Source organism: Corynebacterium sp. 22-2729 (genome assembly GCF_053479475.1).
In genome coordinates this window covers 43,462-57,262 of the sequence record NZ_JBRBCA010000005.1, presented here as the reverse complement: position 1 = coordinate 57,262, position 13,801 = coordinate 43,462, and the positions used below count along the sequence as shown (strand labels likewise).

The 13,801-nt window shown below is 59.3% G+C and carries 15 protein-coding genes; 5 read left to right on the top strand and 10 right to left on the bottom strand.

Going from position 1 to position 13,801, the window contains the following annotated elements:
* Nucleotides 1-10: 10 nt before the first annotated feature.
* Complete coding sequence (locus ACUY2T_RS04870) at nt 11-1,177, bottom strand: hypothetical protein (RefSeq protein WP_448307772.1); 1,167 nt, start codon at nt 1,175-1,177, stop codon at nt 11-13.
* Between the two features lie 154 nt (nt 1,178-1,331).
* On the opposite strand from ACUY2T_RS04870, the gene ACUY2T_RS04865 reads away from it, so the two are divergent.
* Nucleotides 1,332-2,159, top strand: coding sequence for an HAD family hydrolase (locus ACUY2T_RS04865; protein WP_448307771.1), 828 nt, complete (start codon nt 1,332-1,334; stop codon nt 2,157-2,159).
* 36 nt (nt 2,160-2,195) lie between these two features.
* Here ACUY2T_RS04865 and ACUY2T_RS04860 read toward each other — a convergent pair whose 3' ends face one another.
* Complete coding sequence (locus ACUY2T_RS04860) at nt 2,196-2,987, bottom strand: oxidoreductase (RefSeq protein ID WP_448307770.1); 792 nt, start codon at nt 2,985-2,987, stop codon at nt 2,196-2,198.
* A gap of 116 nt (nt 2,988-3,103) precedes the next feature.
* Between ACUY2T_RS04860 and ACUY2T_RS04855 the strand changes: the two genes are divergently transcribed.
* On the top strand, nt 3,104-3,589 hold the full coding sequence (locus ACUY2T_RS04855) for a phage holin family protein (protein WP_293790920.1): 486 nt from the start codon (nt 3,104-3,106) through the stop codon (nt 3,587-3,589).
* A gap of 15 nt (nt 3,590-3,604) precedes the next feature.
* Nucleotides 3,605-4,534 (top strand): alpha/beta fold hydrolase, encoded by a 930-nt coding sequence (locus tag ACUY2T_RS04850; RefSeq protein WP_448307769.1) that lies wholly within the window; start codon nt 3,605-3,607, stop codon nt 4,532-4,534.
* Here ACUY2T_RS04850 and ACUY2T_RS04845 read toward each other — a convergent pair.
* The 4 genes from ACUY2T_RS04845 to nth are packed head-to-tail and all read right to left on the bottom strand — an operon-like array spanning nt 4,531 to nt 8,185.
* Nucleotides 4,531-5,748, bottom strand: coding sequence for a MarP family serine protease (locus tag ACUY2T_RS04845; RefSeq protein WP_448307768.1), 1,218 nt, complete (start codon nt 5,746-5,748; stop codon nt 4,531-4,533). The genes ACUY2T_RS04850 and ACUY2T_RS04845 overlap by 4 nt on opposite strands.
* Complete coding sequence (locus ACUY2T_RS04840) at nt 5,745-6,623, bottom strand: NUDIX hydrolase (RefSeq protein WP_448307767.1); 879 nt, start codon at nt 6,621-6,623, stop codon at nt 5,745-5,747. The genes ACUY2T_RS04845 and ACUY2T_RS04840 overlap by 4 nt, the downstream gene beginning before the upstream one ends.
* Nucleotides 6,620-7,309: a redoxin domain-containing protein gene (locus tag ACUY2T_RS04835; RefSeq protein WP_448307766.1), complete on the bottom strand. Its 690-nt coding sequence runs from the start codon at nt 7,307-7,309 to the stop codon at nt 6,620-6,622. Before ACUY2T_RS04835 ends, ACUY2T_RS04840 begins: the two co-directional genes overlap by 4 nt.
* Nucleotides 7,310-7,348: 39 nt before the next feature.
* Nucleotides 7,349-8,185 (bottom strand): endonuclease III, encoded by an 837-nt coding sequence (gene nth, locus ACUY2T_RS04830; protein WP_448307765.1) that lies wholly within the window; start codon nt 8,183-8,185, stop codon nt 7,349-7,351.
* A 237-nt stretch (nt 8,186-8,422) separates the two neighbouring features.
* On the opposite strand from nth, the gene glxR reads away from it, so the two are divergent.
* Nucleotides 8,423-9,106, top strand: coding sequence for a CRP-like cAMP-activated global transcriptional regulator GlxR (glxR, locus tag ACUY2T_RS04825; protein ID WP_293790873.1), 684 nt, complete (start codon nt 8,423-8,425; stop codon nt 9,104-9,106).
* 107 nt (nt 9,107-9,213) lie between these two features.
* Here glxR and ACUY2T_RS04820 read toward each other — a convergent pair whose 3' ends face one another.
* The 4 genes from ACUY2T_RS04820 to ACUY2T_RS04805 are packed head-to-tail and all read right to left on the bottom strand — an operon-like array spanning nt 9,214 to nt 11,099.
* Nucleotides 9,214-10,044, bottom strand: a complete 831-nt coding sequence (locus ACUY2T_RS04820) for an MBL fold metallo-hydrolase (protein ID WP_448307764.1) — start codon at nt 10,042-10,044, stop codon at nt 9,214-9,216.
* Nucleotides 10,045-10,072: 28 nt separating this feature from the next.
* Nucleotides 10,073-10,540 carry a RidA family protein gene (locus ACUY2T_RS04815; protein ID WP_448307763.1) on the bottom strand — a complete coding sequence of 156 codons (468 nt, stop codon included), beginning with the start codon at nt 10,538-10,540 and terminating at the stop codon, nt 10,073-10,075.
* Between the two features lie 2 nt (nt 10,541-10,542).
* The gene (locus ACUY2T_RS04810; RefSeq protein WP_011274258.1) at nt 10,543-10,701 is read right to left on the bottom strand and encodes a DUF4177 domain-containing protein; all 159 of its coding nucleotides are present in this window, start codon (nt 10,699-10,701) and stop codon (nt 10,543-10,545) included.
* A gap of 26 nt (nt 10,702-10,727) precedes the next feature.
* On the bottom strand, nt 10,728-11,099 hold the full coding sequence (locus tag ACUY2T_RS04805) for a WhiB family transcriptional regulator (protein ID WP_293790876.1): 372 nt from the start codon (nt 11,097-11,099) through the stop codon (nt 10,728-10,730).
* Nucleotides 11,100-11,540: 441 nt separating this feature from the next.
* On the opposite strand from ACUY2T_RS04805, the gene ACUY2T_RS04800 reads away from it, so the two are divergent.
* Entirely contained in the window at nt 11,541-13,787 is a 2,247-nt protein-coding gene (locus ACUY2T_RS04800; RefSeq protein WP_448307762.1) for a transglycosylase domain-containing protein, read from the top strand.
* The last annotated feature ends 14 nt before the right edge of the window (nt 13,788-13,801 follow it).

Sequence of the window (13,801 nt, the reverse complement as noted above, 5' to 3'; positions counted from 1 at the left end):
TTTGAGACCACTAACTGGCTAGCGGCAGTGCACATTCGCCAACGATGCGCAGGATCTTCTCCCATACCTCACGCACCGGCCCACGAACCCGGTCGTTCTTCAAAGAGCTTTCGATCCAGTACTCAGCCTCTCCCCTATCCAACGCCGGCGTGCAGTGAGTATCGTGCCGAATAACAGCCACGGGAACCTCATCCAGCATCATCGCGGCGACGGCCACAGAGGTCGATGCACCAGGGATCTCACGGAGGACTATCAGTGGTTGCGCCCGGTCGTTTTCGAGCATCCGGTTACGCAACGCACCGGCGGCTGTCACACCCTGGATGGTCAATGGAGCCACAAGTACGTGAACGTCGGGCTCCGCTGCGCCCCACTGTTCTGACCACCCTGCACTCGCACTATCAGCCACTGGCAGGCTGCGTCCGCAATCCACGACTAGGTCGTCAGCGTGCATAAGGTGCGCGATCTGCCCGATGTCGAGCCCCCGTCCGCCACTGTGCGCGCCGAAAGTCGGATATCGGTCAGCGTAGATCACGGGTACCGCCCCGCCTTCTGCATCGATCTTCTTTCCACCTGCACTGTCGAAACCCAGCATCAGCAGGTGGCTGCGCAGCTGATCGAAATCACAATCGGCGGGAATCTGGTTACGCGTCAGGCCGGGTCGCCGTTCCTTGCCCAGCACCAAATCCAAACCACAGGAGTGGGGATCAGCGTCCACCAATACCGCAGGCCTGCCTTCACAGGACATGTAATAGGCCAACTGTGCCGCAAACAAACTTGATCCAGCACCACCGGTCGCCGAGCTCACCGCAATGCGCAGGGCGTCTGTCGAGCCGATCATCTCCGCTAACACCATCGCACCCCCGGCATCCAGGGAGGGCTCCAGGCGATCCACGCGGATGGTTCGCACCAAGTGATGCCGGGTGAGCTCGCTTTCCTTGTCGCTCAGAACAATCGCAGAGTTCTGGCAGGCAAATCCGTCTTTCCGGTCCAGTTCTTGTAAGAGCTCCGCGGTCGATTCCGCCGTGCCGTCGTGAATAATCATTGGTCGCCGGGTCACCGCAACCACCATGCGAGCCTCGTTGTTCCACAGGGGATCAGCGATATCAATGATTACGGGTCGCAGCGACTCTGTCGCGGCCGGCGTTTTTCTTTTTCTCTGTCTCTTCGCTCCACCCATGAACCAAAGACTCGCAGCTTCGGACTCGTAGGTATACCCCTGATTTCTGAGCTGTGGAAAAGTCGGGGTGGCGTCATAAAAAAGGGTCTGGATCCTGTGGATAACCCGCAACGCAGAAAGATGAGAGTGACATAAGTGTCGCAATGTAATTAGAATGACAAATGTGACTCAGCACCAGGAACCACGCGACACCTCGGGCGAGAAGCGCGTACTGGCCATTTTCGACCTCGATAAAACGATCATCGACACGTCGGCATCCCTGGCCTACCGCCGCCCGATGGCCGAACGTGGCCTGCTGAATACCGGCGAGGTGCTGAAAATGATGGCCATGCTGGGCAATTACATGTTCACGACTCATTCCGAGGACAGCCTAGAATCCACAAAAGAAGCGCTGACCAGGATCATTAAAGACCGTGAATCCGAACCCCTGCGACAGGTCGCACAAGACGCACTGCAAGAGGTCATCACTCCATTTATTTATGCCGAAGCGCGCGAACTCATCGAATGGCACCGCGAACAAGGGCACAGCATCGCCATCGTCACTGCCTCCGCGTCCATCATGGTGCAACCCATCGCCAAGGAACTGGGCGTGGATCACCTCTTTGCCACCGAGCTAGAAGAAAAGGACGGGCGGTTCACGGGCGCCGTCACGCACTTCAACAAAGGCCACGCGAAAGTCGAGCGCATCCGAGAACTTGTCGCCGAGCACGGCTATGACCTGGACGAAAGCTACGCCTATTCCGACGCCGCCACCGACATCCCCATGCTGGAGCTGGTGGGCAACCCGGTTGCCGTGAACCCGGACCGCCCCCTAAAGAAGCGGGCTACGGAAGAGAGCTGGCCGATCAAGCAGTTCAACCGCCCGGAACCGCTGTTCCCACAGGCGGCAGTTATTGCAGGCGCCGGTGCCACACTCGCCCTGCTGGGTATCGCCGCTACTGGCCTTGCAATGTGGTGGCGCGGGCGCGACGAGGACGCCTAAACACGCCTAAGCAACCTCAATCGCCCCCCAAGCGCACTACCCCTGCTTGGCGTCAGCGATCGACTTACCCTCCAGCGACCCCTCGGATAGCCCCGTGGCGTGGAAAACGATCCACTCGGCCACCCCCTCCGGGGTGCCGCTGGCGAACCCCTCGGCCTTAGCCAGATACTCGTCGCGCTTGCGGTTCCACCACACCTCCGGCACACCCAGACCACGTGGATCCAAGCCAGTGGCGATGGTCGCCAGACGGGAACAAGCACGAGCGGTAACGCCGGTGGCGTCCGCAAAAGGTCGCAATGTCAGCAGCTCACCATGGATCACTGCCGATAGCACCGTGGCATTCACCTTGGTGCCACCCGTAATGAACTTACCCAGCAGCTGCAGGCGTGCATCGGTCGAACGGCGTGGGCGCCCCGGTACCAAAAACTCCGCATCACCTGCAGCTTTTTGACGGAATGCAGGATCGGACATTTGGGGGCTGGCAACTGCATTGATGCGAGCGATGATCTGCAGCGGGGCGCGGCGCCACGTAGTCACTGTTTCTGTGATCCCGTCCGGCGCCAAAAACTCAGCGGCACGCAACGCGCCGGCCAGGATCGGATCCTCCACCTGGCCATCCTCTGGCAGACGCGGTGATCCACCATCCAGCTGCGCCGAGGCGCGTGCTCCGCGTAGCACCGCTTCGGCTCCCGTGACATCCCACCCACGTAGGTTTGCAGGGTGGCGATGTAGCCGCGCCAGGTGGTCATTAGTCTGAGCCACAGCCTCCGGCACTCCGGGCAATTCGGCTAGTCCAACGAGCGGGTCGTGCGCAGATTTGTCATCCATATTTAAGACAATAATGCACCCGCGCGCGCATTCTTTGCCGTGGTCTGGCAAACTAGGGGAAGTCAATTAGGTGTAACCACAGGAGTTTTACAGTGAGCAACAACGATCGCGAGGGCATGTTCACAGACCGCGATAGCTTCAACCCGCAGGTCAACGCTATTCCACTGTCCGATGTGGATACTCATGCCAAGGGTCAGGCTAGTATCAGCGACCTGGTGAAGGATGCCTCTGCACAGGTTTCCTCCCTCGTCCGCTCTGAGGTTGAGCTGGCAAAGACCGAGATCGCTACGTCCGCTAAGAAGGCGGGCATCGGCGCTGGCCTGTTCGGCGCAGCTGCCGTGATTCTGGCCTACAGCTCCTTCTTCCTCTTCTTCACCATCGCCGAGGTACTGGATACCTTCATGTGGCGCTGGGCGGCTTTCCTGGTCGTCTTCCTATTCATGCTGGTTCTGGTGGCCATCCTGGCACTAATCGGTCTGAAGAAGGTTAAGGGTGTTAAGAAGCCGGAGAAGACCATCGAGTCCGTCGGAGAGCTTAAGTCCGTCATCCCGCAGAAGGGCAGGAACAGCGCCTCTGCACGTCAGCCGGGAATGTACACCTAAACTGCCGCTCCTTAGATGACGTCCGAAGACACTCACGCTTCAGATCCGCACACCCCGCATGCCACTTTCGTGCATTCGCGGGGTGTGCGTCTTCGCGTGGACGTACAAGGCCCCCGCAAGGCGCCGCTTATACTTTTCATCCACGGCTTCGGTGGGGGTGCTTTCGACTGGCATCCGCTGATGCAGCAGCTAGCTGGTGAGCACTTCCGCCTCGCCGCTGTGGATCTGCGGGGCTATGGTCGCTCGGATAAGACCCCGCGCGGCTATGACCTCACCACCGCCGCCAGTGACATGGCCGGGGTGATCCGCGGCCTCGGGCACACGACCGCCACCGTCGTCGGCCATGGCTACGGTGGCATGGTCGCGTGGACGCTCGTGGCTCATACCCCGGAACGTGTCCGCAGCTTTGTCACTCTGTCTTCCATTAACCCGTTGCTGCGTTTCCGTGGCATCCTGGCTCAGCCGTTCTCACAGCCGAATTTTGCCCGCCGGGTTCTCTCCGCTCAGCTGCCGCGCCTTCCGGAGCGCAAGCTTTTGGCGGATAACGCCGCGGCCGCCGAGAAGATCTTTAGGGCCGGTGTGGCCCCGGGGTTTAGGGATACGGACGCCTACTTCACAAATGCCGCACTCCGCCGCGAAGCCATGCAGGTGGATAAGGTCGCGCATTTGTCCTGTGAGTATCTGCGCTGGCCGTTCCGCAGTCGCTTCCGCCCCGAGGGCATGAGGTTTGAGCGGACCTTCCCCGCCACCACCCCAGTTCCTCTGTTGGCTATCGACGGCAGCATGGATCCCATCTTTGACGAGGCCCTGGCGGCAAAGTCCGCCCAGCGCGCCGAAGCTGTGGAACGCAAACTCTTGTTTGGTGTGGGGCACTATCCCCACGTGGAAGATCCACCCTGCATCGCGGAGCTCCTCCGCGAACACATGCGCGCCGAAAGCCGCTAGTCCGCCACGCAGGCGCCAGTCTCGATGGGCCCGCGGTGGGAGGTCACGTCTCCAACGTGGCTCATTACTTCTTCCCTAGTCAGGGCGTAGCCGGTGTCCTTCTCATTCATATCCGCACCGAACACTAGCCCCAACACGTGACCATCGGTATCGATCAGCGGGCCACCGGAGTTCCCCTGCACCACCGAACCGCGCAGTGAGTAGCTTTCGCGCTCCACACGGGAGTCAGCATAGATATTCGGCCCGCTGACCACGAACTTTTCACGGATTCGTGCGGGCGAGGCCTTGAATGGACCGCCGTTCGGGTAACCCATCACGATGGCGTCTTGGCCTTGCTGGCCTTCTCCCTCAGCCCACTTCATAGGCACATACGGCAGATTGTCGCTATGTAGCAGGGCGATATCCACCTGCGGGTTGTAGTACACAACCTCAGCCTCATGCGGACCGTCCTTCGTAGCGAGCGTTACCTTGTTGGTTCCCGCCACCACGTGCGCATTCGTCATCACGGTGTCCTCGGCAACCACCCAACCACTGCCCTGCAGAAGGCGTTTGCATTTTTCCGCCTCACCGACGACGCGCAGCACACTATCGCGTGTGTTTGTCACCGCCGGCGAGCGCATCAGCGCGTTATCTGGCGGGTCGACCTCTGCGGTAGGCAGGTTCTCCATCGGATCGGCGATCATGGGGAAGCCCGAGTCGTTAATCAGCTGCGACGTCTGGGCAGGCAGCTGTTTGAACCACGCCGGGGCAGCATTGCCCACGCTGCTTAAAATCTTGCTGCCTCTAATGGCTTTCCCTAGACCGCCGATATTGCCGGCAGCGATGGGTACAAGGATCAACCACACGATCAGCAGAGTCGTAAAAACCTGCACAATCGCGCCCACTAGGGACTCTGCTCTCAAAGCCTCGCGGGTGCGGATTTTGTCCCGCAGTCTCGCCCCTACTCCCGAGCCGATTGCGTAGCCCACCACCACGACCACGGTCACGGTGAGCAGCGCGGCGAAGAATCGGGCGCTGTAACTATCTGGTGCTTTATCCTCCGCTAGGTGCACTGCCAAGGGCACGAGTTTTACACCGAAGAACCCACCCAGAATTACGCCTGCAAAGCTCAGTACGGCGCTAAATCCGCCCTGTCGATAACCGGATAGCAGAGCGCCGAGGCACAAAAAGACCAGCACAATATCGAGGGTTAGCGACCCCGTGGTTCCGCTCATGGTGCGCCTCCGTTTCTGCCTGATTCATTGGCTCGGTCGAACCCTTCCCGCATCTCTTTCAGCGCTTCGCCATTAGCGGATCCGGCAAGGGTCTCAAAGAGGTTCCACGGCTCATCCGCGCCGCTAGCACCACCACTGGACCAAGGCTCTTCCCATCCCGCACGTTGTAACAGCGCATTGATCACGCCTCCCGTGAATCCCCACAGCACCAGCGGGTTATCCGCACCGATGTGCAGGTTCCAGGCCGGTCCGCGCCAGCCAGCGAAGCCGACCTCAAAACGCCGTTGCGGATTCACCAGCTCACTTAAGGGAAAGGGTTCGACCCAATCGTTTTCGGTTGTGGGGCAGCTTACCTTATGAGGTTGACGCCACCACGCCACCACAGGCACCACAGCAAAATTTGAGCGGGCAATATATATCGGTTGCAAGATTGCGAAAGGCTCCACCGTCGTCGGATCCAGACTGGTTTCCTCCTCCGCCTCTCGCAGGGCAGTGTCGATCGGCCCGGCATCGGCATCCTCCACACGCCCGCCGGGGAAGGCAACCTGCCCACTGTGGTTGCGCATGGTCGGTGTGCGATGTGTCAACAGCATGGTTGCATCGGCGGGGAAGGCTTGTCTGCCTGTGGTTCCAGCAGGGCGGCGGAAGTCGGCGTCACCAGAAAGCAGAACCAGCACCGCCGAATAGCGCGGAGGGCGACCTTGGTCGTCCGTCTCTGGCACGATCCGAGCGGAGTCATTCAGGTACTGGTGGATGTCCACTTCGCGACAGTCGCGGGCAAATTCACGCAGCCATTCGGGCAGGTCAGAAGGTAATTTCGGTTGGATGTCTATATTTGTAAGCCACTGTTGAAGTTGCTTGTGCGGGTGCGTCATAGGGCTTTTTGCACCGCCTCTTCTAGCTCTTCGGCACCATGGAAAGTCTGCGCATATAACCGCGCGCGGGTGCCGTCCGGGTTGTAGACCACGGTTAGTGGCACGACTTTTGGCAGGTTCGCTGCAGAGTCGAAGGTGTGGTTGGAATCCTGGTAACTCGGCAAAGTATCTACGCCCAGGTCGCGTAGCATATCGGCACCTGCCTGTGCCTTGGCATCCAGATGCACGCCGACGACATTCCACTCGGGGTGCTTGTCCGCTAGCTGTTGAATCGTCGGCAACTCCTCACGGCAGGGAGCGCACCACCAGGCCCAGACGTTGACCACCGTGGGCTTTCCGGCCAGCTGCTCGGCCAGCGAGGTTTCTGCGCCATCGCCTTCGCCATTAGTCAAACACGGTAGGCGCACATCCCGCAGCTCCGCATTGGGACTGAGCTGTGCTTTCCCTGCATCTTTGCCTGCACCTTCCGGGCAGCGTACTTTCTGCGCTACCTCGACAGGCCCGTTGGTCGCTGGCGCTGAGGGGGCGTCCTCCCCCATGGCAGAACTAGTCGCACCTGCATCGTCCGGAGCGTCCTCGCGCAGCGCTGCAATGAGCGGCAGGCACGCAATGGCGATGCCAACGACCAGTGTGACGGCAATAATGATCGCGCGTGTTCGAGGAGAGTGTTCGGCAGGTGCAGACATAACAAAAAGTCAGTGTACCCGGCCTGTTCGTCGTACCGGTTAGAATCCGGCAATGCCCAGCAGGTGGTCGCGGTCATCGGACTTAATCATTTTTGACGCCACCTCCGGGTCAGCTGGCCCCGCCACCCCGAAGCTTGGGCACTGGCGGGCGAGGAAGCAGGCTCCACACGCTGCTCGGCGCGAATGGCAGATACGACGGCCATGGAAGATCGCCCGGTGCGAGAAAAGGGTCCATTCCTTGCGTTCGATGAGTTCCATAAGGTCGCGTTCGACTTGCACAGGATCCTCGTGCTCCGTGAGTTTCCAGCGGCGTGCCAGGCGACCAAGGTGGGTATCCACCGTAATACCCGGCACTCCGAAAGCGTTGCCGAGCACCACGTTTGCAGTCTTCCGCCCCACCCCGGGGAGCTTGACCAGTTCTTCGAGGGTTCCGGGAACCTCCCCGCCATGGTTGTCCTCGATTGCCTGGGCCAGGCCGACGATGCTCTTGGCTTTTGAGCGGTAGAACCCGGTGGACTTGATGATCTGTTCGACGTCCTCGATGTTCGCTTCTGCGTAATCAACAGCGGTGGGGTAGCGACGGAACAGAGCCAGGGTGACGGCATTGACGCGTTTGTCGGTGCACTGTGCGGAAAGGACGGTGGCAACCAACAGCTCAAGGGGATTTTGGAAGTCCAACTCGCAGTGTGCCCCCGGGTAGGCCTCGGCGAGAGCGCGGTTGATTTTGCGCGCACGACGCTTGCGGCCTAACGGGGTTTCCTCGCCCTTCGCAGCAATGTGAGAGCCGATACGCGGCAGGGTTGGCGGAATCGGTTGCTTCTGGGATCTCTTCTGGTTTGTATTCTGGGAAGTTCGTGGGGAGGACGGGAGGGACATAAAACCTTTAGAATGTCGAGGGCTGAAGGAAGGAACTTAAAAACAGCGAGGATACTCATTCTGCGACCGGAAATGGCAGCCAATAATATTCTTAAATGTACCTTCCCGTGGAATTGCGCTGTGACATAGTTGGGTATGCTCTAACAGAAGAGACGAACGATACATATTTTTCTCTAGATGTACGCGAGGTGGTTCACCCCAGCCACCGCAATGCCAGAAACGGAAGTGAAACAAGGGATGGCAGAAGTATCCGAAATACTATCGAGGGCAGGCATCTTCCAGGGTGTTGAACCCACCGCCGTGCGTACCCTCATCGAACAACTGGATACCGTCAAGTTTCCTCGTGGCACCACTATCTTCGACGAAGGTGAGCCGGGAGACCAGCTGTACATCATTATCAGCGGCAAGGTGAAGCTCGCCCGCCACTCCGTTGATGGACGTGAGAACCTGCTGACCGTTATGGGACCTTCCGACATGTTCGGCGAGTTGTCCATCTTCGATCCCGGTCCTCGCACTTCCTCCGCTGTCTGCGTGACGGAGCTGCACGCGGCGTCGATGGATTCCACCATGCTGCACAACTGGATCAGCGAGCACCCGGAGATTGCAGAGCAGCTGCTGCGTGTGCTTGCCCGCCGTCTGCGCCGCACCAACAACTCCCTGGCTGATCTTATCTTCACCGATGTTCCCGGTCGCGTGGCCAAGGCTCTGCTGCAGTTGGCGAACCGCTTCGGCACCCAAGAAGGCACCGCTCTTCGCGTCCACCACGACCTCACGCAAGAAGAGATCGCCCAGCTGGTCGGCGCGTCCCGCGAGACCGTGAACAAGGCTTTGGCCGAGTTCGCCCACCGCGGTTGGATCCGTCTGGAAGGAAAGTCGGTGCTGATCTCCGACACCGAGCGCCTGGCTAAGCGCGCCCGCTAAAGGCAACTTTTAGCCCACTGGGGTAAAAACAAAAGCCCCGCTAGAAATCCTCCTAGGAGTTCTAGCGGGGCTTGCTTTCGTTCAGTTACGAGTTAGCGTTCGTCGTGTTAGTTCTCGTCACCGCGCAGGAAACGCAGCGTCACGCGAGTGGACTGTGCCGCAGCGTCACGCAGCACCGGATCGACGTCCGTGTAAATCTCGTCCACGATCTCATTGACCGAAGCATCATCGCCCAGCTTCTTTAGGGCGGCCTTGACCTGCTCCAGGCGCTGTTCACGACGGTCGATGTACTTCTGTGCCACGGCAGCTAGATCCGGCTGATCCGGACCGTGTCCTGGCAGCAGAGGCTTATCCTGGCCACGCTCGCGCAGCTTGGCCAGCGTTTCCAGGTAAGCGCCTAGATCACCATCAGTTTCGGAGATCATAGTGGTGTGACGACCTGCCAGCGTATCGCCAGTGATGATGCCTTCTACGTCGGAATCATCAGTACCGCCGTTGGAGTGGATAAAGAAAGCCACGCAGTCAGAGGTGTGGCCGGGGCAGTGAACGACCTCGATGGTGGGGGTCAGGCCCTCGAAGGAGATAATCTCCCCATCCTTCAGCTCCTCACCAGCGATGCAGTACTGCTTGTCGAAGGCACGGATCGGAGCGCCAGAAATCTGGCGGAAGCGCTGAGCTCCATTGGCGTGATCCGCGTGGCGGTGCGTCAACAGCACAGCGCCGATCTCCGCGCCACCATCGGTGGCCTTAGTGTTGAGTACGTTCAGGTGGCCCTCATCCTGCGGACCTGGATCCACCACAACAGATACTGTGTCGTTTTCTCCCTTGATTACCCAGGAGTTCGTGCCTTCCAAGGCTGCATAGCTGGGGTTCGGTGCGAGGACGACACCGACGTTCGGGGTTACGGGACGTAGTTGGCTATAAGCGGGGTGCTCCATGCCTCCCAGTGTAGAACGAACCTACAAACTATGCGCTGATCTGCGCGATGATTTCTACCTCTACGGGGGCGTTCAGCGGCAGTGCGGCCACGCCGACAGCTGCGCGAGCATGCACTCCCGCCTCGCCGAAGATCTCTCCCAGCAGCTCGGAAGCGCCATTGACTACGCCGGGCTGGCCACCAAAGCCGGCGGTGGAGGCAACAAAACCATTGACCTTTACAATTCGTTCAATGTTTTCGATTCCCACCAGATCATCGATCGCGGCAATGGCGTTTAGTGCAGCTGTACGGGCGGCGTCATAGGCTTGCGCCTCAGTGACATCCGCGCCGACCACGCCAGTGACAGGCAGGCTACCGTCTACGAAAGGCAATTGTCCGGAGGTGTAGACGAGGTTGCCGTTGCGCACAGCGGGGACGTAGGCGGCGACGGGTGCGGCCACCGGCGGGAGCTGCAGGCCGAGCTCTTCGAGCTTGGAACGGAAGTTCTGCTGCGCCATGGTTACTGCTCCAGGGGGCGCTTCATGTAAGCGACGTGCTGCTCGCCGGTCGGTCCGGGCAGCACGGAAACGAGCTCCCAGCCATCCTGGCCCCAGTTGTCGAGGATCTGCTTCGTCGCGTGAGTGAGCAGCGGTACGGTTACGTATTCCCAGTTAGTCATGGCCACCACCTTAGCGGTTCGGCGGTTTACTTAGCTGCTTTAGCTGCTTCCAGCTGGCCGGCGAAGAAGTCTGCCCAGCTGGTGATCTCGGGGTGCTTGCGCAGCAGGGCGCGGCGCTGACGTTCGGTCATGCCACCCCACACGCCGAACTCCACCTTGTTATCCAGTGCATCAGCACGGCACTGGAGCACTACAGGGCAGTGGCGGCAGATAGCTACGGCCTTGCGCTGAGCTGCCCCCTTTACAAACAACTCGTCCGGATCCACGTTGCGGCAGTGCGCCTGGGTAATCCACTCGCCGCGATTATTGAAAGACTCGCGGGTCGTGATTTGTTCGGCAGGCTGGCAGGTCGGCTTCGAACCGTTACTGACCTTTGTGTGGGCGAGCGATGCAGTCATTTTCTCCTCCGAAACGTGCCTTTCGGCAGGGTGGCCGTCGCTCCTTGTGCGTCGGTTGTCGTTTCTTACCACCAACTGCCATATGAGGCTTGCTGTAGTAGTAATTTTATTCACACGTTTTTAGAAGTGTCGAATACGTCACATTTTGGGGGTAATTGATATCCACGCGACACTCGTCGAGTAGGGATTCAATTAACCAGGGAAAACCTCCCACATCACACGTCGCGCCGAGCATTTTTCTTTTGACGCCCTCACGATCCCGCTGGTCAGCACTATCAGTAAAACGTGTCGCACATCACAAACTAGCGAACTTCCTATCCTGCGCTACACTGCGCTCCTCCCCCACGAAATGCGCATATGCAAGAGTTCAAGGATCACCCCCGACAGCTGGAATGTAGGCGTCAAAAAGAAAGGGGCGGAGGGTTGTCCGGGGCGTGGGTTATGGTGATACGCGTGGAAGCACCGAAGGCATTTCTAAGACTATTCCTCGCCATCCTGGCCGGTGGCGTGCTGCTCGCCGCAGCCATTCTGCCGTTTGCCGGGGCCGGCGGCTGGATGGTTAACGCCAGCACGGACACGATGAACTCCAATGTGAAAGACATTTCGGAGAACAACACCGTTCCGCTCCGCTCGCGGATCACAGATCGGAATGGCAAAACCATTGCCTGGGTGTACAACCAAAACCGCACCGAAGTGCCATCGGACAAGATTTCACAGGCGATGAAAGACAGCATTGTCGCTATTGAGGACCGGCGCTTCTATGAACACGAAGGCGTGGATATCCGTGGCACCCTGCGCGCCGCGGTGGCAAATATCTCCAGTGGTGGGGTCTCCGAGGGTGCATCGACGATCAATCAGCAGTATGTGAAGAACTATCTGTGGCTGATCTCTGCGGAAAACGAGGACCAGGCAGCGGAAGCGATCGAGACTTCTCTGCCGCGTAAGCTGCGCGAAATGAAGATGGCCGGCCAGCTAGATAAGAAACTGACGAAGGACGAGATCCTGACTCGCTATCTCAACCTGGTTTCCTTCGGCAACAGTGCTTTTGGCGTTCAGGCTGCGGCACAGACCTACTTCGGCGTCAACGCGGCAGATCTGAACGATAACCAAGCGGCATTCCTCGCCGGAATTGTGCAGTCGACTAGCGCCCTGGATCCGTATACGAACCCCGATGGCGCAAAGGATCGACGCAACGCCGTGCTCCAGGCGCGTGTGAATTCCAAGACTCTCTCGCGGAGCGAGGCAGATGCTCTCGCTAAGAAGCCGCTGGGCGTGCTGAAGGCCCCCAAGATCCCAACTAACGGCTGCATCGGCGCAGGCGGAAGCGGGTTCTTCTGCGACTACGTTCTGGAATACCTGGACAAGAAGGGCATTCCTAAGGACGAAATCACAAAGGGCGGATACACCATTCGCACCACACTGGATCCGCAGGCACAGAAGAGCGCAGAGAAGGCGGCACGCAGCAAAGTGTCACCGACTCAGGAGGGTGTATCGGCGGCTACCGACTACTTGGCTCCCAAGGACGGCATGCACCAAGTTCTAGCCATGGCTTCCTCGCGCAAGTACGGGTTGAATCAGGACAAGCGGCAGACTGTGCTACCACTGACGCACTCTATGCAGGGCCACGGCGCCGGATCCGTTTTCAAGATCTTTGCCGCGGCAGCTGCAATGGAAGACGGCATGGGGTTGAACACTAACCTCGCCGTTCCTGCCCGAGCGGAGGTCGAAGGCATGGGTGCAGGTGGTGCTCGCGGCTGCCCGCCAGGCAAGTACTGCGTGGAAAACGCTGGCTCCTACAAGCCGAACATGACTCTAAAAGAAGCGCTAGCGACAAGTCCGAATACGCCTTTCGTCGAGATGGCGGAGAAGGTCGGGATGAAGCGCATTGTGGATATCGCCATCAAACTGGGGCTGCGTTCCTATAAGGAAAAAGGCAGTTTCGACGGCGAGCACTCTGTGGAGGAGTACATCAAGGACAATAACCTTGGCTCCTTCGTCTTGGGTCCCACTGCCGTGGATCCACTGGAGCTCTCCAACGTTGCCGCCAGCCTCGCCGATCACGGCCGCTGGTGCGAGCCACTTCCCGTGCTAGGCATCAAGGATCGCAACGGCAAGAAGGTGGATTTCGAAGAGGCGAAATGCGAGCAAGCCATCGATAAAGATATCGCGGATGCGCTGGCCAACGGCATGGGAAGCGATGTACAAGGCGGAACAGCTGCCGCTTCTGCGCGCGCAACGGGATGGAGCGCCCCTGTATCCGCAAAGACCGGCACGACGGAAACCAGCTTCTCCGCCGCATTCTTAGGGTTCACCCCGGGCTGGGCTGGATCTTCCTACATCTTCAACGACGGCGGTACTGCCAAGAATCTGTGCACGGCGCCTGTACGCCAATGTGGCAATGGCAACCTCTACGGCGGTAACGAGCCGGCACGGATCTTCTTCGAGACCTCCAAGCCGGTCATTAACAAATACGGTGGTGGCAAGCTCCCGTCCTATAACAAGAAGTACGATGCAGGTACGAACCCCGGTAAATGGGGCGCGCCCGTAACCAACACTGGCGGAGGCGGAACCAGCACAAACAACGCAGCGCCGCCGCAGACCAACACCCCACCTCCAGAGATCAACCTGCCGCCTGAAGTTCAGCGTGGGCTCAACGATTTGAACGATCTACTGCGCCAGTTCCAGTAGCGTCCGGCCGACCA